The following is a 25,926-nucleotide window of genomic DNA, read 5'->3' as shown; positions in this document are numbered from 1 at the left end:
GTGCGCGGGGCGGGCCGTCGGCCCGACCGTGACGGCGGTTCGGGTGGCAGCGGTTCAGCCCACCGAGCTGTTGTAGCTCTCGATCGCCGGCTGCAGCTCCTTGGCGGCGTCGGACAGCGCCTGCTGGGCCGACTTGCTGCCCGAGACGGTCTGCTCGATCGCGGTCTCCACGCCCTTGCGGGCCTGCGGCATGACGCCGAGCAGGCAGCCGGCGGTGGCCGGGGTGGGCTTGGTGGACTTCAGCTGGTCGATCGCGGTCTGGAACTGCGGGTACTTGGCCACCCACTCCTTGTCCTTGGGGTCGTCCAGGGACTTCGTGTTCACCGGGAAGTACCCGGTGCCGGTGTGCCAGACGGCCTGCTGCTCGGGGGCCGTCACGAACTTCTCGAACTCCCAGGCGGCGCGCTTCTCGGGGTCCGAGTGGCCGGGGCCGCTGATCCACAGCGAGGCGCCGCCGATCACCGGGCCGCCCTGGTCCGCGGCGGTGACCTTCGGGAAGGCGGCGGTGCCGACGGCGAACTTCGCCGCCTCCGTGTAGCCGCGCAGCACGCCGGTGGACTCCAGGTGCATCGCGACCGTGCCGGCCTTGAACGCGGCCTGCGCGTCGTCGGTGGTGCGGCCGGTGTTGGCCGCGTAGCCGCCCTTGACCAGGTCGGCCCACCACTGGACGATCTGCGCGCCCTGCGCGGAGTCGAACACGACCTTGCCGGCCTTGTTGCTGCGGCCGTTGTCGCTGTCGCAGTACATGGCGCCGGACTCGGCCAGCAGCTGCTCCACGAACCAGCCGTAGATGGCGGCGCCGAAGCCGTACCGGACGGTCTTGCCGTCGGCGTCCTTCTTGGTCAGCTTCTTCGCGAGCTCGCCCAGCTCGTTGAGGTCCTTGGGCGGCTGCGCCGGGTCGAGGCCGGCCTCCTTGAAGGCGTCGTCGTTGAGGTAGAGCAGCGGCATCGAGGAGTTGAACGGCATCGACTGGAGCTTGCCGCCGACCGAGTAGTAGTTGCGGATGTTGGCGTCCAGGTCGCCCAGTGGGTAGCCGTCCTTGTCCGCGAAGGCCTGGGCGGGGACGGTCTGCCTGGAGTCGATCATGAACCGGGTGCCGATGTCGTAGACCTGCACCAGGGCGGGCGTGCCCTTCTGCTGCACCGCGGCCTTGTACTTGGTGACCAGCTCGTCGTACTTGCCCTGGAACTGCGCCTTGACCGCGACCTTGCCCTGGTGCGCGGCGTTGAACTGGTCGACCAGCCCGGTGAGCACCTCGGCGTTCTTGCCGGTCATCGAGTGCCAGAACTCGACGTTCGTGACGCCGGAGGCCTGGTCGAGCGCCTGGGCACCGGGCGCCGCGGCGTCGTTGGCGGAGCCGGAACCGGACCCGGAACCGGAGGAACTGCAGGCGGTCAGGGACAGGCCGGCCACCAGCAGGGCCGCGAGCGCGCGTGCACTCTTCTTCACGAGGGTTCTCTCTCTCGAACGCGATGGACTGGCGAGGGACTGGCGAGGGACGGACGTGGCACGGGTCAGCGCACCGCGCCCGCGGTGAGGCCGCGGACGATGAAGCGCTGGCCGAAGACCACCAGGGCGAGCGTGGGCAGCAGGGAGAGCACGACGCCGGCCAGGATCAGCCCGGGATCGGCCATCTCGGAGTCGCGCAGCGAGGTGAGACCGATCTGCAGGGTCTGCATCTCCGCCGTGCGCGTGATGATCAGCGGCCAGAAGTACTGGTTCCAGGCGGACAGGAAGACGTAGATCGACAGCGCCGCGAGCGCGGGCTTGTTGAGCGGGACCACGATCCGCCACAGGAAGCGCCAGTGGCCGGCGCCGTCGATCCGGGCGGCGTCGCGCAGTTCGCCGGGCAGCTGGCGGAAGGCCTGCCGCAGCATGAAGGTGCCGAAGCCGGACGCCAGGAAGGGCAGCACCAGGCCGAAGTAGGTGTTGCCGAGCCCCCAGCCCGACAGCGTCAGGTAGTTGGGGATGATGATGGCCTCCCACGGGACCATCAGCGTCGCCAGGAACACCCCGAACACCGCCGCCCGCGCCTTCAGCGGCAGGAAGACGAAGGCGTACGCGGCCAGGATCGAGGTGAACAGCTGGGCGAGGGTGATGGCGGTGGCAACGACCGCCGAGTTGGCGTACTGGCGGGCCAGCGGGATCGCGCCCACGGCGCCCGAGAAGTTCCGCCCGGTGACCGAGTGCGGCACCAGCGCGGGCGGGTAGGAGGAGAGCTCCGACGGGCCCATGAAGGCGCCGGCGACCGCGTAGTACACCGGGAAGGCCACGGTGACGACGGCCACGCCGAGCAGCAGGTAGACGGCGGCGCGGCCGAGCAGGTCGCGCGGGGAGCGCCCGGCGAGGGTGCGGGTGCGCGGGCGGGGCGCCTCGGGCGCCTCGACGTCGGTGGTGGCGATCGAGGTCATGCGTAGTGCACCTTCCGCTCCAGGACGCCGAACTGGACGGCCGTGCAGGCGAGGACGACCACGAGCAGCACCACGGCCTGGGCACTCGCGGTGCCGAAGTCGCTGGAGCCGTAGGCAAAGGCCTTCTCGTAGACGGAGTAGACGAGGGTCCGGGTGGAGCCGTCCGGCCCGCCCTTGGTGAGGATGTGGATCTGGCCGAAGCTCTGCAGCGCGTGCACGGTGGAGACGACGGTCAGGAAGAACAGGTTCGGGCCGAGCATCGGGACGGTGATCGAGCGGGCCAGCCGCAGGCCCGACGCCCCGTCGATCCGGGCCGCCTCCACCACCTCCTGCGGGATCGAGCCGATCCCGGCGGAGAGCACCAGCACGTTGTAGCCGAGGTTCATCCAGACCGTGGTGACGGCCACCGAGACCAGCGCGTACCGGGAGTCGGTCAGCCAGCCCACCGGGCCGAGGCCGACGTGCGAGAGCAGGCCGTTGAGCACCCCGCTGGCCGGGTTGAAGAACACCGCGAAGACCACCGACGCGCTCGCCACCGAGAAGGCGAAGGGCAGCGCGAAGGCGGAGCGCAGCAGCCGCACGCCGCGGATCCGGTTCTCCAGGAGCAGCACCAGCACCAGCGCGCCGAGCACCCCTGGCACCACGGTGAGCAGGGTGAACAGCGCCGTGGTGACGAGGGTGCGGCGGAAGTCCGCCGAGGTCAGCAGGTCGGTGTAGTGCTTCGCCCCGACGAAGCGGGAGGGCGCGCCGAAGAGGTCGTTGGCGTGCCCGCTCAGGTAGACCGTCCGGCCCAGCGGGTAGCCGATGAAGAGGACGAAGACCACCAGGGAGGGCAGCAGGAAGGCCCAGGCGAGCCCGTGTTCGCCCCAGCGGCTTCGACGGCCCGCTCGGGGCGCGGTGTGCGGTGCGGTCGGCATACGGTGCGCGTCCGCCTTTCGTGATGTCGGTTCCGGCCGAAACCGTGTCCTGCCCACACGACGCGGCGGAAACCCCGTGGTGATCAACGGGTGTCACCGGGATTACGCGTTCGCGTCAGGTTTCGGCCGGTCGTGCCCGGACGGGCTCCCGCACCGCTGTTGAGCGGTTCACGGCGTTGTCGGAGGGGTGCCGTACGGTGCGCGGGTGGACGAAACGGAATTCGACATACGGGCCGCAATGGCCGAAAGTCTGCGCGGCCGCGCGGGCTCCTGGGCACTCGTCAGCGGCTTCGCCGCGTACTGGGGCGAGCCGCTCGGGCCGGACGACGGCTTCCCGGACGCCGACCTCGACGCCGCCGAGCGGCGGCTCGGCCTGCGGCTGCCGGCGGCGCTGCGCGAGGCGTACCGGCTGTTCGGCCGGCGGGCCGACCTCACCAGCAACCACGACGTGCTGCTGACGCCGGACGAACTGTTCGTGCTGGACGGCGCGTTGGTCTACCGGGCGGAGAACCAGGGCTGCGCGCACTGGGGGGTGCCGACGGCCTGCCTGGTGCCGGTCGGACCCGACCACTCGGCTGCCGAGGGCGGCGGCATCGAGCGCGGGGACGTCGACGGCGGCGGGGGCATCGGCGGCGGGGGCGTCGACCGGGAGGATCCGCCGACGGTGATCCGGATGGACCTGGCCGACAAGTCCCTGGAGCGGTGGGAGCCCTGGGAGGAGCACTTCTCGACGGCGGCCGCGGTGATGGCCATGACGGAGAAGCTGCTGGAGGACCACGAGCTGACCGACTTCATCGAGTCGGAGGACGACCTCCCCGACGGGTTCCGGGAGCTGCCCGCACTCGGCCGGGGCTGTCGCTGGTACCAGGGGCCGGGCGTCCTGGTCTCGGTGGTCGAGGAGGCGTGGATGGCGGCCCGGGCACGCACCCCGGAGGCGCTGGAGGCGCTGTACGAGGCGGTGCCCGGGGACTGGCTGGGCGAGTGAGCCCCGCCCGCCCGCGACCCCCGTGCGCGGTCGGGCGGGGCCCGGTCGACGGTCGGGCGGGGCCCGTGGACGATCGAGCGGGGCCCGTGGGCGGTCAGGCGGGGCCCGTGGGCGGTCAGGCGCTGGAGCCGCCGTCGAGCACCAGGTCGCTGCCGACGGTGTAGCCGGCCTCGTCCGAAGCCAGGTACAGCACCGCGGCGGCTATCTCCTCGACCGCGCCGGCCCGGCCGACCGGGACGTCGGCCCGCATCCGCTCGGCCTTCTCCGCGGCGCTCTCACCCGGCCGGCCCGACATGGGGGTGTCCACCGCGCCCGGGCTCACCGAGTTGATCCGCACGCCGTCGGCGATGTGGTCGAGGGCGGCGGCGCGGGTCAGCACGGTGACGGCGGCCTTGCTGGCGGCGTAGGCCGCGAGGTTCGGGATCCGCCGGTGGGCGCCGAGGTTGGACGAGACGTTGACGATCGCGCCGCCGCCGTGCGCCCGCAGGTGGGCGATCTGGTGCTTCATCGCGAGCATGGTGCCGGTGAGGTTGACGTCGATCACCCGCCGCCACTCGGCCTCGTCGATGTCGGCCACCGGGCCGACCGCGCCGAGCACCCCGGCGTTGTTGACGGCGACGTCCAGCCCGCCGAACTGCTCGACGGTCTCGCGGACCAGCCGGGCGGCGTCGTCGCCGTTCGTCACGTCGCCGGTGAGGGCCACCGCCTTGCCGCCGGCCCGCTCGATCAGTTCGACGGTCCCGGCGAGCGGGGCGGCGCTCCGGCCGACGACCGCGACCCGGGCGCCCTCCTCGGCGAAGGCCAGGGCGATGGCCCGGCCGATGCCGCTGCCGCCGCCGGTGACCAGGACGGACTTGTCGGCGAAACGCGTGGTCATGATGTGAACTCCTCGGTCCGGGTGGTGCGTTCTGATGCGGTGGTGGTGGTGCGGTCCGGTGCGGCGGCGCCGTCCGGTGGACTGGGGGTGCGCTCCGGTGCGGCGCTGCCGCCGTCCGGCGGGGTGGTGGTGCGGGGCAGGGCGGCGACCGCGACGGCGGTGAGTGCCAGCCCGGCGGCGGCCGCCGCGAAGGCCGTGGCGTAGCCGCCGACGACGCTCGGGCGGGTGGCGGCGAGCGCCATCAGGGCGGCCAGTGCGGCGGTGGGGCCGAGTTCCATGGCCGTGTTGAACACGCCGGCGGCCAGGCCGGTGCGCCCGGGCGCCACCCCGCCGGTGGCGAGGACGGCCGCTCCGGCGAAGGCGGCGGCGGCTCCGGCGGGCACCAGGAGGAGTGCGGGCAGCAGCCCGGTGGCGTACCCGCTGCCGGGGGTGATCCCGGCGAGCAGGCCGAGCCCGGCGCCCGCCACGGCCAGGCCGGCGGCGGTGACGGGCACCGGCCCGTGCCGGAGGGTCAGTCGGCCGGCCAGGCGGCCGGACACCGGCAGGACGGCGGCGTACGGCAGGAAGGCGGCGGAGGTCGCGGCGGCGCTCCAGCCGCGTTGCTGCTGGAGGTAGAGCGAGAGCAGGACGAAGGTCAGCGCGGTGCCGGCGGCGGGCGCCCAGACGGCGACCAGGGCGGTGCCGCGGCGCCGGTCGGCCAGGAAGCCGGGCGGCAGCAGCGGGTCGGCGGTGCGGCGTTCGGCGGCGGCGAAGGCGAGCAGCAGGGCGAGGCCGGCGGCCAGCGGCCCGTACACGCCCGGGTCGGTCCAGCCGTGTTCGGTGGACGCCACCAGGGCGTAACTCGCCGCGCAGACACCGGCGGTGGCGAGGGCCGCGCCGCGCAGGTCGAGGGCGGGGCGGCGCCCGGCGGAAGCGGCCGGTCCGGCGAGGGCGGTGCCGGGTACGGCGGGGGCGCTGCCGGATGCGGCACCGGGTACGGCGGAGGGTAAGGCGGCGGGCAGCGCGCCGGAGCGGGCGAGGCCGGTCAGGGCGGCCAGGACGGGCACCGCGAAGAGCCAGCGCCAGGAGACCGCGGCGGCGACCGCGCCCGACACCACGCTGCCGGCCGTCGCTCCGAGCACCGAGAGGCCGCCCCAGGTGGCCATCGCCCTCCGGTAGGCGGCGGGTTCGGGGTGCAGCGCCCGGACCACGGCGACCGCCGCCGGGGCGGTGAGGGCCGCACCGGCACCCTGGACGAAACGGCTCGCCAGCAGGACGGGGTAGCCGGGCGCGAGGGCGCAGGCGACGGAGGCGACGGCGAGCAGCAGCAGACCCCACCGGAGCACCGGGCGGCCGCCGTGACGGTCGGTCAACCGCCCGCCGAGCAGCAGCAGGGAGCTGAACGAGAGCCCGTACGCGGCGCTCAGCAGCAGCACTCCGGACGGGCCGAGTGCGAACTCGCGGGCGACCAGCGGCAGCGGCACGGTGAGGATCATGATCGTGAAGATCAGCACCGCCTGCACCGCGCCGAGCAGCGCGAAGCCGGAGCGGCCCGCCGCCGTGCCGTTCATGCGCCCCCCTGTGCCACTCATGAGCCCCTCCCTTATAAAGACCGTTCGGTCCAGAATCACGACAGCCAAAGTCTCGGGCCGGTGCGGTCCGGCGTCAGTCGACGTCCAGCAGCGCCAGCGCCTGCTCGGCGGCGTCCCCCACCCGGGCCGCGCCGTCGACGGTCTTGCCCATCACCCGCATCCCCTGCATCAGCACCATCAGCATCCGGGCGAGCGCCCGGGGCTCCCGCCCGGCGGACAGCTCCCCCTGCGCCTGTGCCCGGACCAGGGCGGCGGTCAGCACCGCCTCCAGGTGGGCGAGGCTGGCACTGACCCGGCGGGCGGCGGAGGAGTCGTGCGGGGCGAGTTCGACGGCGGTATTGGTGACGAAGCAGCCGCGCTCCCGCCCGGCCCCGGCCGACTCCGCCGCGTACCGGCGCACCATCGCCCGCACCGCCGGCAGCACCGGACCGGGCTGGGACAGCTCCGCCAGCAGCACCGGGTCGGCCTGCTCGGCGTACCGCTCCAGCGCGCGCAGGTACAGCTCGTGCTTGCTGCCGAAGGTGGCGTAGACGCTGGCCCGACCGATGCCCAGCCGCTCGACCAGGTCGGCCATCGAGGTGGCCTCGTAGCCGCGCTGCCAGAACAGCTCCAGGGCTGCCTGCAGTGCTGCGTCCGGGTCGAATTCCTTCGTTCGCGCCATGTCCCACACGCTAGCCCTTTCCGGAATGATCGGTCAAGAAAAATCGACGGCCGATCCCGGTCGAACAATCTGACGGAGCATTGCCAAGTGGACTAGACCAAGGCTACCCTTACCGCCTCATCCCTCCTTCCCCCCACAGGAGGCGTCTCCGCATGTCCGCACACGTCCCCACCTCCCCCCGCCAGGCCGCCGAGGCCGCCCGGCCACTGGTGCTGACGGCCTTTCGGATCGTCATCGGCCTGCTCTTCGCCTGCCACGGCGCCGCCTCGCTGTTCGGCGTCCTCGGCGGCGCCAAGGGCGGCGGCACCGTCCCGATCGGCCAGTGGCCCGGATGGTGGGCCGCACTGATCCAACTGGTCGGCGGCGTCCTCGTCCTGCTCGGCGCCGGCACCAGGGCGGCCGCCCTGCTCTGCTCCGGCTCGATGGCCTACGCCTACTTCACCGTCCACCAGGAGCACGCGCTGCTGCCGCTGCAGAACGGCGGCGAGGCCTCGGTGATGTTCTGCTGGGCGTTCCTGGCCATCGCCGTGCTCGGCTCCGGCCCGTACGCCGTGGACCGGTTGCTCGGCCGCCGGCCGGTGGCCGCGGCGGCCGAGCCCGCCGCGCAGCCGAGCAGGACGGGCTGAGCCCGGCGCACCCACCGGGGCGGGCCGGGCAGGACGGGCGGACCGGGGCGGGCCGGTTCAGTCCTCCGCGAGGTGCCGCTCCACCGAGGCGACCTTGGCGGTGAGGCCGTCGGTGACCCCGGCCCGGTCGTCGATCTTGATGACCGTGCTGACCCGGTTGCTGTGGGCCTTCACCGCCTCGATCGCCGCCCGGATCACCGGCATCACCTCGTCCCACTCCCCCTCGATGCTGGTGAACATCGCGTCCGTACGGTTCGGGAGTCCGCTCGCGCGGACCACCCGGACGGCGGCGGCGACCGCCTCGCCGACGTCCTCGCCGATCCCCAGCGGGGTCACGGAAAAGGCTGCGATCACGGCTCTGCACTCCTCGGGTCGACGGCACCGGTCACCGGTTCGGGCCCTCCCGAACCGGCGACCAGGCTAGGCCCTGCCGGGCGCTCCGTCAGGCCACCGAAGGCAGCGGCGGTTCGACGGCCAGCGTCGCGGTGGAGCGGGCCCGGTGCTGGGCGGCCCAGGAGGCGAGGGCGACCGTGCAGGCGTGGTCCAGGTGGCGCAGCCCGGACCAGTCCAGTTCGACCGGCCGGTCGTCCGGCAGCCGTTCCAGGGTGTCCAGCAGCCGGGGCAGCCGCAGGAAGGTGGCGTTGCCGCTCAGTCGCACGCGGTGCAACGGCCGTCCGGACGGGAGCACCGTCTCCTCGACCGCGATCTGCAGGTGCGAGGTCTGCCAGGCGGACTTGGCGACCGCCAGACCGACCCCGATCAGCACCCCCTCGAACAGGTCGGTGGCGATGATCGCGGCCGCCGTCACCACGAGCACCAGCGCCTCGCCCCGGTGGCCGCGGCAGAGCGCGACGATCCGGCGCAGCGGCACGAGCTTGGCGCCGGCGTGGACCAGCACGGCGGCCAGCGCGGCGAGCGGGACGAGCCCGAGCGCGCCGGGCAGCAGCGCGGTGAACAGCAGCAGCCAGAACCCGTGCAGGAAGCGGGAGGCCTTGGTCCGCGCGCCGGCCTGGACGTTGGTGGCGCTGCGGACGATCACCGCGGTCATCGGCAGCGCGCCGAGCAGTCCGCAGACGGTGTTGCCGATGCCCTGCGCGGTGAGTTCGCGGTCGTAGTCGGTGCGCGGGCCGTGGTGCATCCGGTCGACGGCGGCGGCGCTGAACAGCGTCTCCGCGGAGGCGATCAGGGTGAAGGCGACCACCGTGCCGATCCCGGCGGTGCCGGCCAGGCCGTCGAGCGAGGCACGGTCGGGCAGCCGGACGACGTCGAGCAGGCCGGCCACCCGGATCCGGGCGACGGGCAGGTCGGCCGCGGCGGTGACGGCGGCGGCCAGGCCGACGGCGGCCAGCGGCGCGGGCACGGCGCGGGCGGCGCGCTCCGGCAGGTACTTCCAGCCGACCAGGACGAGCAGGGTGCCGAGGCCGAGGGCGACCGCCCCGGGGTCGGCCGCGGCGGTGAGGACGTCGCCCAGCAGGGCGGGCAGTCCGGTGATCTTCTCCGGTCCGGTGGCGGGGGCCCTGCGGTCGGCGAGCGCGTAGAGCTGGCCGAACACCAGCGTCAGTCCGATGCCGGCCAGCATGCCGTGCACCACCGAGGCGGACATCGCCCGGAACCAGCGGCCGAGCCGCAGGGCGCCCATCGCCAGCTGCAGCAGGCCGGTGCCGAGCACCAGCAGGCCGAGCGCACCGGCGCCGAACTCGCGGACGGCGTCGGCGACCAGGACGGTGAGCCCGGCGGCCGGACCGCTGACCTGGAGGCTGCTGCCGGGCAGGGCGCCGACCACCAGGCCGCCGACGATGCCGGTGACCAGGCCCAGCTCGGCCGGGACGCCGGAGGCGACGGCCACGCCGACGCAGAGCGGGAGGGCGACCAGGAAGACCACCAGCGAGGCGGGCAGGTCGCGGCACCAGGGCACGGCGCGCAGCGCGGCGACCGGGGTCCGGGTCCGGCCCGGCGGGGAGTCCTTCCGGGGGCGGCCCGGCGGTCCCTCGCTCCGGTGCGGCGGGCGGTTCACCCGGTCACCACCGGGGGGCGGGCAGGGGTACAGCGGCGCATGGGGACGCTCCTTCCGCGTGCCCGCGGCTGCGGGCACGCCGTTGCGGTGCGAGGGCAAGGCGGTGCACGCCGTCGGGGTGCGGGAGCCAGGCGGCTGCGGTGCGGGAGCCAGGCGGTGCACGCCGTTGCGGCGCGGGAGCCAGGGGGTTCGGAAGCACGCGGGTACGGCGCCGGCCGGGGGGTGCGGACCGTACGGCGCGGGCCGTTCGGCGCCGGCCGTTCGGCGCGGGGCAGGAAGCGGAGGAGGGGACGAACGAGGGCGCTGCGGGACGGGTGCGGCAGGGCGGGCGCGCCGGCCCCGGACGGGGCGGCCGACGGAGTTCCCCCCGCTCCCGGCGTTCCCGGACTCCCCTGCCACGGCCCCCGTCGGATGTCACGGGCCCGGCGTGCCACCGACGGTACCCAGGGCGGCGGGGCGGGCCCACCTCGGACACGGTCCCTTCACCGGTGCTGCACACCGGGTGCGCTTCCCGGCCCGGAAGGCCTGCTTCCCCGCGCACACCAGCACGGATGCCGCCCGGACGTACGAATCCCGACCGCCCGGCCACCTGCTCGGTCGACCGCCCGGCCACCTGCTCGGTCGGCTGCTCGGTCGGCTGCTCGGCCAGCCGCCCGGTCACGCCGCCAGGGCTTCCACATTCTGTTGAATCCCCCCTTGACGCCCCGACGAGCCCCGCCCTACCTTGTTTCCACATACAGAAACCGTTCTTCCGTATGGTGGAATTCAGGAGATGAGCCCTCCGAGCCACTGCGGGCCGACGCAGGAGAGACCCGATGCCTCGTATGACAGCCGCCCGCGCGGCCGTGGAGATCCTCAAGCTCGAAGGCGTTGAGGTCGCGTTCGGCGTGCCGGGCGCAGCCATCAACCCGTTCTACGCCGCCCTCAAGGCCTCCGGCGGGATCCGGCACACGCTGGCCCGGCACGTCGAGGGCGCCTCCCACATGGCCGAGGGCTACACCCGCGCCAAGGCCGGCAACATCGGGGTCTGCATCGGCACCTCCGGTCCGGCCGGCACCGACATGATCACCGGCCTGTACTCGGCGATCGCCGACTCCGTCCCGATCCTGTGCATCACCGGCCAGGCACCCGTCGCCCGGCTGCACAAGGAGGACTTCCAGGCCGTCGACATCGCCTCGATCGCCAAGCCGGTCACCAAGGCCGCGACCACGGTCCTGGAGGCCGCGCAGGTCCCCGGCGTGTTCCAGCAGGCCTTCCACCTGATGCGCTCCGGCCGCCCCGGCCCGGTCCTGATCGACCTGCCGATCGACGTCCAGCTGACCGAGATCGACTTCGACCCCGAGGCCTACCAGCCGCTCCCGGTCTACAAGCCGGTCGCCAACCGCGTCCAGATCGAGAAGGCCATCGCGCTGCTCCAGGCGTCGGAGCGCCCGCTGATCGTGGCCGGTGGCGGCGTCATCAACGCCGACGCCTCCGAGCTGCTGCTGGAGTTCGCCGAGCTGACCGGCGTCCCGGTCGTCCCGACCCTGATGGGCTGGGGCATCGTCCCCGACGACCACGAGCTGAACGCCGGCATGGTCGGCCTGCAGACCTCGCACCGCTACGGCAACGAGAACTTCCTCGCCTCCGACTTCGTCCTCGGCATCGGCAACCGCTGGGCCAACCGCCACACCGGCGGACTGGACGTCTACACGGCGGGCCGCACCTTCGTCCACGTCGACGTCGAGCCCACCCAGATCGGCAGGATCTTCGCCCCCGCCCTCGGCATCGCCTCCGACGCCAAGGCCGCGCTGGAGCTGTTCGTCCTGGTCGCCGCGGAGCTCAAGGCCGCCGGGAAGCTCAAGGACCGCAGTGCGTGGGCCGCCGCCACCCAGGAGCGCAAGGCCACCCTGCAGCGCCGCACCCACTTCGACAACGTGCCGCTCAAGCCGCAGCGCGTCTACGAGGAGATGAACCGGGCCTTCGGGCCGGAGACCCGCTACGTCACCACGATCGGCCTCTCCCAGATCGCCGGCGCGCAGATGCTGCACGTCTACAAGCCGCGCCACTGGATCAACTGCGGCCAGGCCGGACCGCTCGGCTGGACCATCCCGGCCGCGCTGGGCGTCGCCACCGCCGACCCCGAGGGCCGGATCGTCGCGCTCTCCGGCGACTACGACTTCCAGTTCATGATCGAGGAGCTGGCGGTCGGCGCCCAGCACCGGATCCCGTACGTCCACGTGCTGGTCAACAACTCCTACCTGGGCCTGATCCGCCAGGCGCAGCGCACCTTCGACATCGACTTCCAGGTCAACCTGGAGTTCGAGAACATCAACGCGCCGGAACTGGGCGTCTACGGCGTGGACCACGTCAAGGTCGCCGAGGGCCTCGGCTGCAAGGCGATCCGGGTCACCGAGCCGGAGGGCCTGCTGCCCGCCTTCGAGGAGGCCAAGAAGCTGGCCGCCGAGTTCCGCGTCCCGGTCGTCGTCGAGGCGATCCTGGAGCGGGTCACCAACATCGCGATGAGCGGCAACGACATCGACAAGGTCAACGAGTTCGAGGAACTCGCCACCCTCCCCGGGCACGCGCCGACGGCCATCAGGCCGCTCGCGCTCTGACCGTCCCTGCGGGGGCGTACGAGCCGCTCCGTACGCCCCCGCAGGTACGGAACACCGGCGGCGCCGGCACGGTTGACCCGTCCGGGGCCGCTACCGTGTGCCCGGGCGGCGACCCGCCGCCGACCTGCCGAAAGGACCACCACCGTGAGCCTGTACGACATCCCGCTGCGCACCCTCGCCGGCGAGCCGACCTCGCTGGCCGAGTACAAGGGCAAGGCCCTGCTGATCGTCAACGTCGCCTCCAAGTGCGGCCTGACCCCGCAGTACGCCGGCCTGGAGCGTCTGCAGGAGCGCTACGCCGGGCGCGGGTTCACCGTGCTGGGCGTCCCCTGCAACCAGTTCGCCGGGCAGGAGCCGGGCAGCGCCGAGGAGATCCGGACCTTCTGCTCCACCACCTACGGCGTGACCTTCCCGCTCCTGGAGAAGCTCGACGTCAACGGCGACGACCGCCACCCGCTGTACCGGCAGCTGACCCAGGTCGCCGACGCCGAGGGCGAGGCCGGGGACGTCTCCTGGAACTTCGAGAAGTTCCTGATCTCCCCCGACGGCACCGTGGCCGCCCGGATCCGCCCCCGCGTCGAGCCGGAGGCGGACGAGCTGATCACCGCCCTGGAGGCCGTCCTCCCGGCCTGACCCGACCGCCCGACGAAGGCCCGGAGCGCACCCCCCGTGCTCCGGGCCTTCGTCGGCCCCGGCCCCGGCCGGGTTCCGCCCGCCCGGTACCCAGGGCGGGCAGCCGGGCGCCCGGGCCACGGAGGTCTGCCCCCGACACTGCCCCTCCGGTCCTTGCCCTCGCCCGTCGGATCGCCGTAGACCGGCTCTGACAGGCCGCGACCACGGCTCGAACCGCCCGTCCAGGAGGTGGATGTGCACGCGCACGACCAGCAGACGCGGGACACGTCGGAGCACCGTGCACACGGTCGGCCGCCCGTGCGGCAGCAGTCCGGGCCGTTGCACCCCCGGTCGATCCCGGCCTTGCAGCGCACCATCGGCAACGCGGCCGTGGCCCGGCTCGTCGGGGAGCGACGGCAGTCGGGGCCCCCCGTACAGCGCTCGACCGTCCACCGGGTGCTGCGGTCGCCGGGCCGTCCCATGGCCGACGACGTGCGGGCGGAGATGGAGGCCCGGCTGGGCGCCGACTTCAGCGGCGTGCGGATCCACGACGACTCCGCGGCGGCCCGCTCGGCGGCCGAGATCAGCGCCCGCGCCTACACCTCCGGCGAGCACGTCGTGCTCGGCCGGGGCGGTACCGACAAGCGCACGCTGGCCCACGAACTCACCCACGTCATCCAGCAGCGCTCCGGCCCGGTGGCGGGCACCGACCGCGGCGACGGGCTGTCCGTCAGCGACCCCGGCGACCGCTTCGAGCGCGCCGCCGAGGCGAACGCCGTCCGGGCGCTGGGCCGTTCACTGCCCCAGGCCGTCCAGCGGGTCGCCACCCAGGCCCACTCCCCCTCCCCCGAGCCGGAGGTGGCCGTGCAGCGCGCCTTCACCGGCGCCCCGTACGCCACCTACGGCGCGATCAACGGGGACGGCCTCGGCACCTCGATGCACGCCGAACTCTGGCCCGGGCAGCTCGGCAAGGGCTCCAGGCCGAGTGTCCAGCCGTCCTGGTGGCCGACCGGGAGCGGCGCGACGGCCGACTGGTTCAGCAGGTACATGGTGCAGGGACACCTGCTCAACGAGCAGGTCGGCGGCCCCGGCAACACGATGAGCAACCTCACTCCGCTTTGCAAGTCGGCGAACTCGGCCCACCATGCGAAGGTCGAGAAGGACGTCAAGGCCCAGGTGCTCACCAACGGCAACGTGGTCGAGTACGCCGTGCGGGCCGACTACAGCACCCACCCGGCCGGGAAGGACTTCGCGCCGCTCGCGAGCGCGGTGGAGACCGACATCGACACCAACTACTCCGCCAAGCTCGCCGGCAAGATCGAGGCCGAGTACACCGTCTACGACACCACCGGCAAGGAACTGCACGGCGCCGCGTGGGAGATCGAGAACAACCGGCTCTGACACCCGCCGACCGCCTCGAAGGAGACCCACGTGACCACCGCCCGCACCCGGCTGGACGCGATGATCGCCGACCTGGAACGCAACCCCCGCGTGGAACTCCTGGAGGCGACCGTCGCACCACCGACCCCGCCCTCCGAGATCGAGCACGCCGTCCGGCTGGCCGACGGCCGCCTCCCGGCCGGCGTCGAGGCCTTCTACCGCGAGGTCGGAGCGGTGCGCCTGCGGTGGCGCCACACCGTCCCCGAGCTCCGCCACGGCGACCTCTCGGACCAGGGCCTCGTCCACCTCCTTCCGCTGGGCGAGGTCTTCGGCGATTGGCGGGGCGTCACCTGGCACTCGCCGGAGGACCAGGAGTACCGCCGCGTCAGGCCCTTCGACATGTTCGTCCCCGAGGCCTGCGCGGCGCTGCTCCCCCCGCTCGACTCCGTCCACTACCACTACTTCGGCGAGGAGCTGTACGACACCGGGTACTCGTTCGACGCCTACCTGGACCGGCTGCTCGCCTCCCGCGGCTACTGGTACTGGCCGCAGACGCTCTGCCGGGAGTTGCAGGACAGCACGGAGGTCACCGCGTTCCGCCGCGCGATGCCGGTGCTCTTCGCGGACTACGACGACGCGCTGTTCCAGCCGGCACCGCACTGAGCCGGCAGCGCCCGGCGCCGAGCCGGGGGCGCCCACGCAGGGCCCGGGGCACCCGCCGCCGGGCCCGGGTCACAGCAGCAGCCGGGTGCCCGGCGGGAGTTCGCCCGCCCGCGCGGCGTCGTGCAGGTGCGCCAGCAGGGTCGTGCGCAGCGCCTCCGCGGCACGGGTCGGCGGCACCTCGTGGCCGTGCGCGACGGCGATGGTGCGGCCCAGCCCGGGCCCGGCGAACGGGGTGACCACCAGACCCGACCGGGCCGCCACCATGCCGGGGACGACGGCGGGCCCGAGGCCGGCCCGGACGAAGCCCAGCACCGCATCCATCTCGCCGCCCTCCACCGCGAACTCCGGCTCGAACCCGGCCGCCCGGCAGGCCGCCAGGGTCGCCTCCCGCACGTCGTAGCCCTCCCGGAACATCACCAGCGGCCGCTCCCGCAGCTCCGCCACGCGCGCCCTGGGCCGGGCCCGCCGCCCGGCGGAGACCAGCACCAGCTCCTCGTGCAGCAGCTCGGTGACGGCGAGGGCGGGCGCCTGCTCCCCGCTCGGCGGGGTGATGATCAGCGCGAGGTCGAGCTCCCCCGCCGCCAGCCAGCGCACCAGGTCGCGCGAGCCGCCCTCGCGGACCACCAGCGCGACGCCCGGGTGGCGGTCGCGGAACACCCGCAGCACGTCGGGCACCAGGCTGGTGCACAGGCTCGGCGGCGCGCCCAGCCGGACCCGTCCCCGGCGCAGCTGCACCGTCTCCTGGACGGCCAGCCGGGCGCTCTCGGTGTCCGCGAGGATGCGCCGGGCCAGCGGCAGCAGGGCGTCCCCGGCGTCGGTCAGTGCGATGTTGCCCCGGGTGCGGTGGAACAGCTCGGCGCCCAACTCCCGCTCCAGCGAGCGGATCTGTTGCGAGAGGGACGGCTGCGCCACATGGGCGGCCTCGGCCGCCCGGGTGAAGTGGCGGGTCTCGGCCACGGCCAGGAAGTAGCGGAGTTGCTGGAGCTGCACCCGACCAGGATAGGCCGCATCGATAGCCAGTGCCTATCGTCGTGAGCCGCATCATGTCTTGGACGCACCCTGGCCGACCTCCCTACCGTTGCAGCCATGACAACCGCGACTCGGACGGGCCGGCATCCGTCCACCCTGGCGACACTGTGGCGGTCGACCGTCGGCAAGAAGGCGGTCATGGCCGTCACCGGACTGGTCATGCTGCTGTACCTGGTCGCGCACATGCTGGGCAACCTCAAGGTGTTCTTCGGCCCCGACGACATCAACGGCTACGCGGCCTGGCTGCGCACCATCGGACAGCCGTTCCTCGGCCACGCGTGGTTCCTGTGGATCGCCCGGCTCGGCCTGCTGGCCTCCGTCGTCCTGCACGGCGTCAGCGCGTACCAGCTCAGCCGCCGCGACCTCGCCGCCCGGCCGAGCGCCTACGTCCACAAGCGGCGCCGGGCGAGCTACGCGACCCGGACCATGCGCTGGGGCGGGGTCATCCTGGCGCTGTTCATCGTCTGGCACATCCTCGACCTGACCACGCTGACCGTGAACCCGGCCGCCCAGGAGGGGCACCCGTACCAGAACATCGTGGCCTCGTTCGGCCGCTGGTACGTCGACGTGTTCTACGTCGTCGCGATGCTGGCCGTCGGCCTGCACGTCCGGCACGGCTTCTGGAGCGCCGCGCAGACCCTCGGTGCCAACAACGCCCGCCGGGACCGGGCGCTCAAGCTGACCGCGAACGGCCTGGCACTCGTGCTGACGGCCGGCTTCCTGTCCGTCCCCGTGGCCGTGATGACCGGAGTCGTGAAGTGACCTACCTGGACTACACCGCCGGCGAACCCGTCGTCGACACCAAGGCCCCGGACGGGCCGATCGAACAGCGCTGGGACCAGCGGCGGTTCGACGCCAAGCTGGTCAACCCGGCCAACCGGCGCAAGCACACCGTGATCGTCGTCGGCACCGGCCTGGCCGGCGGCGCGGCCGGCGCCACCCTCGCCGAACAGGGCTACCACGTCGTCCAGTTCTGCTTCCAGGACTCCCCGCGCCGGGCCCACTCGATCGCCGCCCAGGGCGGCATCAACGCGGCCAAGAACTACCGCAACGACGGCGACTCGGTCCGCCGCCTCTTCTACGACACCGTCAAGGGCGGCGACTTCCGCGCCCGCGAGTCCAACGTGCACCGGCTCGCCCAGGTGTCCGTGGAGATCATCGACCAGTGCGTGGCCCAGGGCGTGCCCTTCGCCCGCGAGTACGGCGGACTGCTCGACACCCGTTCCTTCGGCGGCGTCCAGGTCTCCCGCACCTTCTACGCCCGCGGCCAGACCGGCCAGCAGCTCCTGCTCGGCGCCTACCAGGCGCTCTCCCGGCAGATCGCCGCCGGGAACGTGGAACTCCACGCGCGCACCGAGATGCTGGACCTCCTGGTCGTCGACGGCCGGGCCCGCGGCATCGTCGCCCGCGACCTCGTCACCGGCGCGATCAGCACGTACACCGCGGACGCCGTCGTCCTCGCCACCGGCGGCTACGGCAACGTCTTCTACCTCTCCACCAACGCCAAGAACTCCAACGCCACCGCGATCTGGCGGGCCCACCGGCGCGGCGCCTACTTCGCCAACCCGTGCTTCACCCAGATCCACCCGACCTGCATCCCGCGCTCCGGCGACCACCAGTCCAAGCTCACCCTGATGAGCGAGTCGCTGCGCAACGACGGCCGGATCTGGGTGCCCAGGGCCCAGGGCGACACCCGGCCGCCGGCCGACATCCCCGAGGAGGAGCGGGACTACTACCTGGAGCGGATCTACCCCTCCTTCGGCAACCTGGTGCCCCGCGACATCGCCTCCCGCGCCGCCAAGAACGTCTGCGACGAGGGCCGCGGCGTCGGCCCCGGCGGCCAGGGCGTCTACCTGGACTTCGCCGACGCGATCCGCCGGCTGGGCCGGGACGCCGTCGAGGCCAAGTACGGCAACCTCTTCGAGATGTACGAGCGGATCACCGCCGAGGACCCGTACCGGACGCCGATGCGGATCTACCCGGCGATCCACTACACGATGGGCGGGCTCTGGGTCGACTACGACCTGCAGACCACCGTCCCCGGCCTGTTCGCGATCGGGGAGGCCAACTTCTCCGACCACGGCGCCAACCGGCTGGGCGCCAGCGCCCTGATGCAGGGCCTCGCCGACGGCTACTTCGTGCTGCCGCCCACGCTCAACGACTACCTGGCCCGCCACCCGCTGCCGGCCGTGCCCGCCGACCACCCGGTCCTCACCGAGACCGAGGCCGAGGTCGAGGACCGGCTCAACCTGATCCTCGCCGTGGACGGCGACCGCACCCCGGACTCCTTCCACCGCGAACTCGGCGAACTGCTCTGGGACGAGTGCGGCATGGCCCGCGACGAGACCGGGCTGAAGCGGGCACTGGAGCGGATCCCGCAGCTGCGCGAGGAGTTCTGGCGCCGGATCAAGGTGCCCGGCACCGGGCAGGAGCTCAACCAGTCGCTGGAGAAGGCCAACCGGCTCGTCGACTACTTCGAACTGGCCGAACTGATGTGCCTGGACGCCCTGCACCGCGCCGAATCCTGCGGCGGCCACTTCCGCACCGAGAGCCAGACCCCCGACGGCGAGGCAGCCCGGCGCGACGAGGAGTTCACCTACGCCGCCGCCTGGGAGTTCACCGGCACCGGCACCGCCCCGGTCCTCCACCGCGAGGCCCTCGGATTCGACCACGTCCACCCCACCCAGCGGAGCTACGCATGAACCTCACCCTGCGCATCTGGCGCCAGGCGGGCCCGGACGCACCCGGGTCGATGAACACCTACCGGGTCAGCGGGATCAGCCCCGACATGTCCTTCCTGGAGATGCTCGACACCCTCAACGAGGAACTGATCACCCGCGGCGACCAGCCCGTCGCCTTCGACCACGACTGCCGCGAGGGCATCTGCGGCGCCTGCGGCATGGTCATCAACGGCCGGGCGCACGGCCCCGAGCGGACCACCACCTGCCAGTTGCACATGCGCCACTTCCAGGACGGCGACACCATCGACGTCGAGCCCTGGCGGGCCGCGGCCTTCCCCGTGGTCAAGGACCTGGTGGTGGACCGCTCGGCCTTCGACCGGATCATCGGCTCCGGCGGCTACATCACCGCGCCCACCGGCAGCGCCCCCGAGGCGCACGCCACGCCCGTCCCCAAGGAGGCCGCCGACACCGCCTTCGAGCACGCCGAGTGCATCGGCTGCGGCGCCTGCGTGGCGGCCTGCCCGAACGGCTCGGCGATGCTCTTCACCTCCGCCAAGGTCGTCCACCTCAACGTGCTGCCGCAGGGCGCGCCGGAACGGTCCGCCCGGGTGCGGAACATGGTCACGGCCATGGACGCCGAGGGCTTCGGCGGCTGCACCAACACCGGCGAGTGCGCCACCGCCTGCCCCAAGGGCATCCCGCTGCCCAGCATCGCGGCGATGAACCGGGAGTTCCTGCGGGCCGCCCGCGGCTGACCCCCTCCCCCATGCGGTCGGGCCCACCGACCGTCGGCCCCTCGCGCTGGTGCTCGCGCGAGGGGCCGCCGTCCGTCCGACGGGGCGTGCAAGGGCAGTTCGCGCTCCCCGAACGGGTGGTGGATCGCCCCGAGCGGTGCTCCCGTACGGGAAATCGCGCTACGGTGGTGCTCCGCTACGGAGGGACGGCATATGCCCGAGGTTCAGTCCTGTTCCGGTTGCGGCGGGTCCGGGGGGACCCAGAAGACCGAGGCAACGGTCGAACTGGACGAGAAAGGGAGCATGGTGCCCAGGATCCACGAATTCTGGTCACCCTGCGGTCGGTGCCACGGATCCGGGACGGTGATCGTCGGATGAGGTTGGTCTTCGAGTGCGTCGAGTGCGGTGGGCACTACCTGCCGCCCGAGAACATGGTGTACCCGGACGGGCCGGCCTCGCCGGTCTGGTGCACCGGCTGCCAGCGCACCAAACACGAGGCCGGTGAACACGAGGACCCGCTGCTCGCCCGCGTCGCGCTGGCCGCCGCCCGCGCCGCACTCGCCCGGCAGGCCGCCGAGACGGCCGACCCGGCCCCGCGCCACGACGTACGCCCGTCCCGGCCCCCGCTGTCCCGCCGGGCCCGCTCGGGCCCGGGCGGAGTGCGCAGCAAGCTGGGCTGAACCGGGGTCGGCCCGGCCGGGCGGTCGGGCGAGGCATCGCACGATCTTCTGACGACTCGTCAAAGTTCGTTCACGGCAGCAGACTTGTGCATGGCTCAAACCTGCTGGTTTATTGACGTACCTCGTTCGAGAGCCTTGGGGGGCGCCATGCAGCCGACCGAACCGGCTGGCTCGACCTGGGCCGGACACACCGGCCCCACTCCGTTCATCCCGCCGCCACCGCCGCCACCGCCACCGGCGGCCGTGCCGGTCCCACCCCCGGTGTTCACACCCACCCGGCGCACCATCCGGGTGGCCGTGACCAAGCGGATCCTCTGGGTCGGGGAAGCGGCGTACCCGCTGGCGACCGTCGCCCGGGCGAGCATCACGATCATCGTGCCGGACAAGTTCGGCGCGATCGGACGTCTCTTCAAGTTCGCGGGGACGGTCATCACGGCCGCGTTCCTGCTCAGTGCCGTCAACGGCGCCGCCGCCGGCGCACTGGGCGGTGGCCAGCAGGGCTCCGACTCGGGGTGGCCCGTGGTACTGGCGCTGGTCGCCGTGGTGCTCTACTTCGTGTTCGTCACCCTTCCGGTCCTGCGACAGAACCGCCTCTACGCGCTGACCGTCGACACGGCGGGACCGCCGACCGCACTGCTGGCCTGGGAATCGCCGGGGCCCGCCTACGAACTGCAGGCCGCCGTCGCACGGGCGATCGAGAACCCGCAGATCGAGTTCCAGCAGTTCGTCAGCAGCATCATCGTCGACCTGCGGCACTACCAGTTCGGCGACAGCGTCAACATCTACGGTGGCAACGGCAACACGGGAGTCAGCAAGTGAGCGGCAACACACCGCAGTTCCACCTGGGCGACAACGTCACCATCCACGGCGGCCACCACAACATCGGCGTCCAGCACAACAACGGCCAGGCCGGCGAGGCCCTGCCGCCCGAGGTCGCCGCGATGTTCGCCCGGCTCGCCGCCGAGGTGGCCGAGTTGGCGCGCGACTCGCGGGTGCACGAGCAGGACCGACAGAGCCTCACCGAGACCCTCCCCGTACTCCGCGACCCGGCCTCCGAGGAGCAGCGCGGCCGGCGCAACGCCCTCCTGCTGCTGGCCGGCGTGACGCAGAGCATCGGCGAAGCGGCCGCGCCCGCGCTGGGCCTGGCAAACCAGCTGCTCGCCCTGATCAGCGGCTGACCGGTCGACCGGCCGGACGGTGCCTGTCCGGTCCGCCGCGTCTCGAAGCGGCTGGTCCCGGTGGCGCCGTCCGGTGTCGCGACGGTCCACGACCGGGCCGCCGACATCGTCCGGTGCGAGGGGTGCGTTCGCGCGGGCCCGGGCCCTCGGTCAGGGGTCAGGAGTCACGGGGCGGCCGGGGTCAGAACAACGCCTCCTGGGTGTCCGGCTCCGGCGGACGGACCCGCTCCTGCAGGGTCAGCCCCTCGGAGGGACGGTCGGCCACCGGGGTGAGCGTCCAGCCGGTGAGGCGGCGGGTGTCCAGCAGCAGCGGGCCGGAGCCGTCGGCCTGGTCGAGGAAGAGGTGCTTGCCGATCGGCGGACGGAGCCGCCCCGCGATCACCGCGCCGTCGGCGAGCCCGGCGATCTCCCGGTAGGTCTCGGGGGCTCCGCCGGCGAGGCCGAAGCGCTCCACGTGGTCCACCACCGGACGGTCCGCACGGTCCGCGAGGAGCTCCACCGCGTGGCCGTCCAGCAGCCGGTGCGCCCGGGCGCGCGCCTCGGTGAGCACCGTCCGGCGGTGCGGGGCGTCGCCGTGCGACCACCAGTGGTCGGCCTTGAGCCGGGACTTGTACCGCTCACGGGCCAGCCCCGAGGCGGCGACCGTGAGTTCGGCGCGCCGTACGGCGGGCAGGCCGCCCCGGGCGGTGAACGCGTAGGCCAGCGCGCCCTGTTCGAGCAGACGGGCGTCACCGCGCTGCTCGGCGGTCAGGCCGACCTTCAGCAGGCCCTCGCCGAACCAGGCGAGGTACAGCAGGTAGGTGCGGCCGTCGTCGAGGATCTGGTCCCGCGCCAGGGCCAGGCCGCGGTCCACGCTCTGGCAGGCCGGGCACTGCGTGGCACCGCCGGCCGGGTCGATCACCGCGTGGTGCGGGCACGGGGTGCGCTCCGTCGCCCCGACCAGCCAGGCCCCGGTGCAGCGGCGCGGGCCGCCGAGCAGCCAGCCGACCTCCGCACCCGGCGCCACCGCGCGCTCGTGCACCCGGGAGCCCCGCACGGCCCCGAGCACGGCGCGGCCGTCCTGCCAGCTCAGACCGGTGGAGATCCAGCCGCCGGGGTGGTCCCGGTGCTGCGGTGCGGGGATGGTCACGGGCGTCCCTCCCTGGGGGTACTCGACCAGGCGAGGCTACCCGCCGGGACCGACAACGGTCGCCCGGGACCGGCGACGCCCGTTCGGCCACCGTCGGCCCGAGGCGTTGCCGGCGTCCCGGTCGTGATCGATACCCCACCCCCGACGACACCCCCACCCCGGACGACCTCGCCCTCGCCCTCCGGCTCGCCGTCGACACCCTGCGCGGCGCACCCGCGGACACCGACTGGCGCCGGCGCTCGTGCGGCACTCGGCAAGCGCCGCAGGTCACGCGGCACTCCGCGGCCCCGGAACGTCCTCGGGGACGGCCCCGCCCGGCAGCCCTCCGCGGGCCGGTGGGGCGCCGGCCACGGCCCCGGTCGCGCCCGGAAGGCCCCCAGGTCAGCGACGCTTGGCCGGGTGGGGTGTCCACGTTCTATTGTGGCGGGCGCGGTGGGCGGCGCGGCCGGGTGGCGGCGTGGGGCCGACCGGGTCGGCACGAGGTGAATGGGGTGGACGAACGGTGTCGGGGCGGCGGAGCAGCGGGGTGCTGGCGATCTGGGCGGAGGCGCAGCGGCAGCAGCAGCGCCGGGAGGAGGCCCGGTGGCGCGCCGAGGCGGCGGAGGAGCGTCGGCGGGAGCGGGAGCAGCGCGAGGCGCAGCGGGCCACGGCCCGCAACGAGCGCGAGGCGCAGCGGGCGTACCAGCAGTCGCGGGAGGCGGAGGCGGCCCGGCGGACGGGTGAACTGGACTCCCGGGTGGAGGAGTTGAGGGGTCTGCTGGCGGCCGGGATGGCCGCGCCGGCGTTCGGTCCGCAGGCGTTGCTGGCGCCGAGCGCGGTGCCGCCGTTCGACCCCGGGCCGCTGGGTGAGCCGGTGGAGATGCCGGACCAGACGTCCGCCGTGTACGTCGTGCCGCCGCCGGATCCGGTGCAGGCCCGCAATCCGGGGGTGCGGCGTCAGTACGAGCAGTACCTCGCGCAGGCCCGGGCGCGGTTCGAGCAGGACTGGTACGCCGCGCAGGCGCGGGAGGCGGACCGGCAGCAGCGGCTGGCCGCGTACCACCGGGAGTACCTGGCGTGGGCGGAGCGGTTCCGGCTCCAGGACGAGGAACGGGGCGCCCGGACCGAGGAGTTGCTGCGGCGGCTGCGGGCGGGTGAGCCGGAGGCGGTGCAGGAGTACTTCACGGCGGGCCTGTACGCCTCGGCGGCGTGGCCGGAGGGCTTCCCGCACCGGCTGGTGGCGGCCTTCGACGCGGCGGGCCGGCAGCTGGTGGTGGACTGGGAGCTGCCGGGGCCGGACGTGGTGCCGGCGGCGGCCCGGGTCCGGTACGTGAAGTCGGACGACCGCGAGGCTGAGGTGGCCCGCCCGGCGACGGAGCGCAAGGCGCTGTACCGGCAGGTCCTGGCGCAGTCGGCGCTGCGGGTGGTGGCGGAGGTGTTCCGGGCGGACCGGGACGGGCTGTTGGACTCGGTGGTGCTGAACGGTTTCGTCCTCGGCATCGACCCGGCGACGGGCCGGGAGGCGGAGCGCTTCGTGTCGACGCTGACCGCGGCCCGGGCCGGGTTCGCCGGGCTGGCGCTGGACCGGGTGGACGCGGTGGAGTGCTTCCAGGGTCTGGGCGGCCGGTTGTCGGCGCGCCCGGAGCGGCTGGACGAGGTGCGTCCGGACCGTCGGCCGCAGACGGTCGGCGGGAGTCTGGCCGGGCACGGCGGCGAGGACGAGCCGGACCTGTTCGAGATGGATCCGCTGGAGTTCGAGGACCTGATCGCCGAGCTGTTCCGGCTGCGCGGGTTCCGGGTGATGACCACGGCCCGCAGCGGCGACGTCGGGGTGGACGTGGTGGCCGAGGACCTGGACCCGGTGACCGGCGGCAAGATCGTGATCCAGGCGAAGCGGTACAAGAAGACCGTCCCGCCGACGGCGGTGCGCGATCTGGAGTCCACCGTCCGCCACCACGGCGCGATCAAGGGGATCCTGGTCACCACGGCGGGCTTCGGCCGCGGCTCGTACAGCTACATCGAGGGCAAGCCGCTGACCCTGGTGAGCGGCCCGGAGCTGGTCGGGCTGCTGGCCGAGCAGGGCCTGCGCGGCCGGCTCGGCGGCGGCACCCCGGCGGCCGCGGGCACCGCCGGCGCCACGCCCGGGGCGGCCGGGGGAACGGGGGCGGCCGGGGGCACCGGGGCAGCCGGGGAAGCCGGGCGGGAGAGCGCCCTCACGGTGAGCTGGCAGAGCCGGACGGCCGCCGGGGACCCGGTGGAGCTGGACGTGACCGCCTTCCTGTGCGCCCGGGGCCGGGTGCTGAGCGACGAGCACTTCGTGTTCTTCAACAGCCCGCAGGACCCGGACGGGGCCGTCCGGCTGCACCCGACCCGCTCGGTGCCGGGCGAGCCGACCCGGGCGGCCCGGCTGACCCTGGAGCTGCACCGGCTGTCGGCCGCGGTCGACGAGGTGGTGGTCGCGGTCTCCACCGAGGAGGAGGAGCATCCGGCCCTGCCGCTCGGGTACGTGCACGGGCTGGCCGTCGCCGCCGCGTACGGGCCGGGCGCGGCCGGTCCGGCGGACTGGGCGGGCACCACCGGCGGGGTGCCGGACAGCGCGATGCTGCTCGGCGCGTTCCGACGGGGCGGCGACGGCTGGGAGTTCAGCCCGTCGGGCAGGGCGGTGACCAACGGTCTGGCCGGGTTGGCGGCGGCCTTCGGGGTCGCGGTGGAGTAGCGGGCGGGGTGGTCGTCCCGGGACCGGACCGCGCCCGGTCGGCCGCCCCGCCCCCCAGGGGTCCGCGTCATACCTGAGGAGGAGAGTGCCCCCGCCACCCCGCCGGGTCGGCGGGGGCCGACCGTCCGCTCGGCATACGCACCGCACAAGAACGTCTTGGGAGGATGGACTGGAGTCAGATTTTCCGCTTTTCCCTCCCCAGGAGTGAGTCCACGTGACGTTCCCCGCAACCGCCGTCCGCTCCGGTGTGGCAGCCGCCCGCGCCACCGGCCTGAACAAGGTCTACGGGGAGGGGGAGACCCGCGTCGTCGCCCTCGACAACGTCAGCGTCGAGTTCCCCCAGGGCGAGTTCACCGCCATCATGGGCCCCTCCGGCTCCGGCAAGTCCACACTGATGCACTGCATGGCCGGCCTCGACACCGTCACCTCCGGCTCCTCCACCATCGGCGACACCGAACTCGTCGGCCTCAAGGACAAGCAGCTCAC

General features: G+C 73.6%; 24 protein-coding genes. 14 read left to right on the top strand and 10 right to left on the bottom strand.

Features of this window, described 5'->3' with window-relative positions; genetic code table 11:
• Nucleotides 1–54: 54 nt before the first annotated feature.
• The 3 genes from ACFV04_RS34610 to ACFV04_RS34600 all read right to left on the bottom strand — a co-directional run bounded on the left by ACFV04_RS34610 (nucleotide 55) and on the right by ACFV04_RS34600 (nucleotide 3,328).
• On the bottom strand, nucleotides 55–1,449 hold the full coding sequence (locus ACFV04_RS34610; protein ID WP_380534861.1) for an ABC transporter substrate-binding protein: 1,395 nt from the start codon (nucleotides 1,447–1,449) through the stop codon (nucleotides 55–57).
• Between the two features lie 65 nt (nucleotides 1,450–1,514).
• Complete coding sequence (locus ACFV04_RS34605; RefSeq protein ID WP_380534859.1) at nucleotides 1,515–2,411, bottom strand: carbohydrate ABC transporter permease; 897 nt, start codon at nucleotides 2,409–2,411, stop codon at nucleotides 1,515–1,517.
• Complete coding sequence (locus ACFV04_RS34600; protein WP_380346952.1) at nucleotides 2,408–3,328, bottom strand: carbohydrate ABC transporter permease; 921 nt, start codon at nucleotides 3,326–3,328, stop codon at nucleotides 2,408–2,410. The genes ACFV04_RS34605 and ACFV04_RS34600 overlap by 4 nt, the downstream gene beginning before the upstream one ends.
• 205 nt (nucleotides 3,329–3,533) lie before the next feature.
• Between ACFV04_RS34600 and ACFV04_RS34595 the strand changes: the two genes are divergently transcribed.
• On the top strand, nucleotides 3,534–4,313 hold the full coding sequence (locus ACFV04_RS34595; protein WP_380534857.1) for an SMI1/KNR4 family protein: 780 nt from the start codon (nucleotides 3,534–3,536) through the stop codon (nucleotides 4,311–4,313).
• Between the two features lie 115 nt (nucleotides 4,314–4,428).
• Here the strand turns inward: ACFV04_RS34595 and ACFV04_RS34590 are convergent, their stop codons facing one another.
• From ACFV04_RS34590 to ACFV04_RS34580, 3 genes are all read right to left on the bottom strand, one after another.
• Nucleotides 4,429–5,190 (bottom strand): glucose 1-dehydrogenase, encoded by a 762-nt coding sequence (locus tag ACFV04_RS34590; RefSeq protein WP_360266432.1) that lies wholly within the window; start codon nucleotides 5,188–5,190, stop codon nucleotides 4,429–4,431.
• Nucleotides 5,187–6,761, bottom strand: coding sequence for an MFS transporter (locus tag ACFV04_RS34585; protein ID WP_380534855.1), 1,575 nt, complete (start codon nucleotides 6,759–6,761; stop codon nucleotides 5,187–5,189). The genes ACFV04_RS34590 and ACFV04_RS34585 overlap by 4 nt, the downstream gene beginning before the upstream one ends.
• A gap of 73 nt (nucleotides 6,762–6,834) precedes the next feature.
• Nucleotides 6,835–7,422 carry a TetR/AcrR family transcriptional regulator gene (locus ACFV04_RS34580; RefSeq protein ID WP_380534853.1) on the bottom strand — a complete coding sequence of 196 codons (588 nt, stop codon included), beginning with the start codon at nucleotides 7,420–7,422 and terminating at the stop codon, nucleotides 6,835–6,837.
• 152 nt (nucleotides 7,423–7,574) lie between these two features.
• Between ACFV04_RS34580 and ACFV04_RS34575 the strand changes: the two genes are divergently transcribed.
• Nucleotides 7,575–8,048 (top strand): DoxX family protein, encoded by a 474-nt coding sequence (locus ACFV04_RS34575; RefSeq protein ID WP_380346957.1) that lies wholly within the window; start codon nucleotides 7,575–7,577, stop codon nucleotides 8,046–8,048.
• Nucleotides 8,049–8,105: 57 nt separating this feature from the next.
• Here ACFV04_RS34575 and ACFV04_RS34570 read toward each other — a convergent pair whose 3' ends face one another.
• Both ACFV04_RS34570 and ACFV04_RS34565 read right to left on the bottom strand, forming a co-directional pair.
• Nucleotides 8,106–8,402, bottom strand: a complete 297-nt coding sequence (locus ACFV04_RS34570; protein ID WP_360266443.1) for an MTH1187 family thiamine-binding protein — start codon at nucleotides 8,400–8,402, stop codon at nucleotides 8,106–8,108.
• Nucleotides 8,403–8,490: 88 nt separating this feature from the next.
• Nucleotides 8,491–9,972: a SulP family inorganic anion transporter gene (locus ACFV04_RS34565; protein WP_380534863.1), complete on the bottom strand. Its 1,482-nt coding sequence runs from the start codon at nucleotides 9,970–9,972 to the stop codon at nucleotides 8,491–8,493.
• Nucleotides 9,973–10,877: 905 nt separating this feature from the next.
• Here ACFV04_RS34565 and gcl point away from each other — a divergent pair.
• From gcl to ACFV04_RS34545, 4 genes are all read left to right on the top strand, one after another.
• A complete protein-coding gene (gene gcl / locus ACFV04_RS34560; RefSeq protein WP_380534850.1) occupies nucleotides 10,878–12,659 on the top strand; it encodes a glyoxylate carboligase in 1,782 nt (593 codons plus the stop codon).
• A 144-nt stretch (nucleotides 12,660–12,803) separates the two neighbouring features.
• Nucleotides 12,804–13,292 carry a glutathione peroxidase gene (locus ACFV04_RS34555; protein WP_380349715.1) on the top strand — a complete coding sequence of 163 codons (489 nt, stop codon included), beginning with the start codon at nucleotides 12,804–12,806 and terminating at the stop codon, nucleotides 13,290–13,292.
• A 342-nt stretch (nucleotides 13,293–13,634) separates the two neighbouring features.
• Nucleotides 13,635–14,672 carry a DUF4157 domain-containing protein gene (locus tag ACFV04_RS34550; RefSeq protein ID WP_380534848.1) on the top strand — a complete coding sequence of 346 codons (1,038 nt, stop codon included), beginning with the start codon at nucleotides 13,635–13,637 and terminating at the stop codon, nucleotides 14,670–14,672.
• Between the two features lie 30 nt (nucleotides 14,673–14,702).
• The gene (locus tag ACFV04_RS34545) at nucleotides 14,703–15,314 is read left to right on the top strand and encodes a hypothetical protein (protein WP_380534846.1); all 612 of its coding nucleotides are present in this window, start codon (nucleotides 14,703–14,705) and stop codon (nucleotides 15,312–15,314) included.
• Between the two features lie 69 nt (nucleotides 15,315–15,383).
• Here the strand turns inward: ACFV04_RS34545 and ACFV04_RS34540 are convergent, their stop codons facing one another.
• Nucleotides 15,384–16,304 (bottom strand): LysR substrate-binding domain-containing protein, encoded by a 921-nt coding sequence (locus ACFV04_RS34540; protein WP_360266454.1) that lies wholly within the window; start codon nucleotides 16,302–16,304, stop codon nucleotides 15,384–15,386.
• A 96-nt stretch (nucleotides 16,305–16,400) separates the two neighbouring features.
• Here ACFV04_RS34540 and ACFV04_RS34535 point away from each other — a divergent pair, with 96 nt between their 5' ends.
• The 6 genes from ACFV04_RS34535 (at nucleotide 16,401) to ACFV04_RS34510 (ending at nucleotide 21,616) form a co-directional block, all read left to right on the top strand.
• A complete protein-coding gene (locus ACFV04_RS34535; protein ID WP_380349706.1) occupies nucleotides 16,401–17,105 on the top strand; it encodes a succinate dehydrogenase cytochrome b subunit in 705 nt (234 codons plus the stop codon).
• The gene (locus ACFV04_RS34530; protein ID WP_380349703.1) at nucleotides 17,102–19,045 is read left to right on the top strand and encodes a fumarate reductase/succinate dehydrogenase flavoprotein subunit; all 1,944 of its coding nucleotides are present in this window, start codon (nucleotides 17,102–17,104) and stop codon (nucleotides 19,043–19,045) included. Before ACFV04_RS34535 ends, ACFV04_RS34530 begins: the two co-directional genes overlap by 4 nt.
• Nucleotides 19,042–19,779 carry a succinate dehydrogenase/fumarate reductase iron-sulfur subunit gene (locus ACFV04_RS34525; protein WP_380349700.1) on the top strand — a complete coding sequence of 246 codons (738 nt, stop codon included), beginning with the start codon at nucleotides 19,042–19,044 and terminating at the stop codon, nucleotides 19,777–19,779. The genes ACFV04_RS34530 and ACFV04_RS34525 overlap by 4 nt, the downstream gene beginning before the upstream one ends.
• Before the next feature lie 353 nt (nucleotides 19,780–20,132).
• Nucleotides 20,133–20,438, top strand: a complete 306-nt coding sequence (locus ACFV04_RS34520) for a hypothetical protein (RefSeq protein WP_360266465.1) — start codon at nucleotides 20,133–20,135, stop codon at nucleotides 20,436–20,438.
• A 297-nt stretch (nucleotides 20,439–20,735) separates the two neighbouring features.
• On the top strand, nucleotides 20,736–21,257 hold the full coding sequence (locus tag ACFV04_RS34515; protein WP_380349696.1) for a DUF6232 family protein: 522 nt from the start codon (nucleotides 20,736–20,738) through the stop codon (nucleotides 21,255–21,257).
• On the top strand, nucleotides 21,254–21,616 hold the full coding sequence (locus tag ACFV04_RS34510) for a hypothetical protein (RefSeq protein WP_380349693.1): 363 nt from the start codon (nucleotides 21,254–21,256) through the stop codon (nucleotides 21,614–21,616). Before ACFV04_RS34515 ends, ACFV04_RS34510 begins: the two co-directional genes overlap by 4 nt.
• Before the next feature lie 181 nt (nucleotides 21,617–21,797).
• Here the strand turns inward: ACFV04_RS34510 and ACFV04_RS34505 are convergent, their stop codons facing one another.
• A complete protein-coding gene (locus ACFV04_RS34505; protein ID WP_380349690.1) occupies nucleotides 21,798–22,745 on the bottom strand; it encodes a DUF2797 domain-containing protein in 948 nt (315 codons plus the stop codon).
• 526 nt (nucleotides 22,746–23,271) lie between these two features.
• Between ACFV04_RS34505 and ACFV04_RS34500 the strand changes: the two genes are divergently transcribed.
• Both ACFV04_RS34500 and ACFV04_RS34495 read left to right on the top strand, forming a co-directional pair.
• Nucleotides 23,272–25,440, top strand: a complete 2,169-nt coding sequence (locus ACFV04_RS34500; RefSeq protein ID WP_380534842.1) for a restriction endonuclease — start codon at nucleotides 23,272–23,274, stop codon at nucleotides 25,438–25,440.
• Nucleotides 25,441–25,654: 214 nt separating this feature from the next.
• On the top strand, nucleotides 25,655–25,926 hold a 272-nt coding region (locus ACFV04_RS34495), incomplete at its 3' end, for an ATP-binding cassette domain-containing protein (RefSeq protein ID WP_380534840.1).

It is taken from the genome of Kitasatospora sp. NPDC059599 (genome assembly GCF_042735125.1).
In the GTDB taxonomy this organism is placed as follows: domain Bacteria; phylum Actinomycetota; class Actinomycetes; order Streptomycetales; family Streptomycetaceae; genus Kitasatospora.
The sequence above is the reverse complement of the archived record's forward strand: the minus strand, read 5'-3'. Positions and strand labels throughout refer to the sequence as shown.

Coding starts and splice junctions, on each gene's coding strand:
- ACFV04_RS34605 (WP_380534859.1), bottom strand. CDS start 2,411: ATGACCTCGATCGCCACCACCGACGTCGAGGCGCCCGAGGCGCCCCGC.
- ACFV04_RS34600 (WP_380346952.1), bottom strand. CDS start 3,328: ATGCCGACCGCACCGCACACCGCGCCCCGAGCGGGCCGTCGAAGCCGC.
- ACFV04_RS34590 (WP_360266432.1), bottom strand. CDS start 5,190: ATGACCACGCGTTTCGCCGACAAGTCCGTCCTGGTCACCGGCGGCGGC.
- ACFV04_RS34585 (WP_380534855.1), bottom strand. CDS start 6,761: ATGAGTGGCACAGGGGGGCGCATGAACGGCACGGCGGCGGGCCGCTCC.
- ACFV04_RS34580 (WP_380534853.1), bottom strand. CDS start 7,422: ATGGCGCGAACGAAGGAATTCGACCCGGACGCAGCACTGCAGGCAGCC.
- ACFV04_RS34575 (WP_380346957.1), top strand. CDS start 7,575: ATGTCCGCACACGTCCCCACCTCCCCCCGCCAGGCCGCCGAGGCCGCC.
- gcl (WP_380534850.1), top strand. CDS start 10,878: ATGCCTCGTATGACAGCCGCCCGCGCGGCCGTGGAGATCCTCAAGCTC.
- ACFV04_RS34535 (WP_380349706.1), top strand. CDS start 16,401: ATGACAACCGCGACTCGGACGGGCCGGCATCCGTCCACCCTGGCGACA.
- ACFV04_RS34525 (WP_380349700.1), top strand. CDS start 19,042: ATGAACCTCACCCTGCGCATCTGGCGCCAGGCGGGCCCGGACGCACCC.
- ACFV04_RS34520 (WP_360266465.1), top strand. CDS start 20,133: ATGAGGTTGGTCTTCGAGTGCGTCGAGTGCGGTGGGCACTACCTGCCG.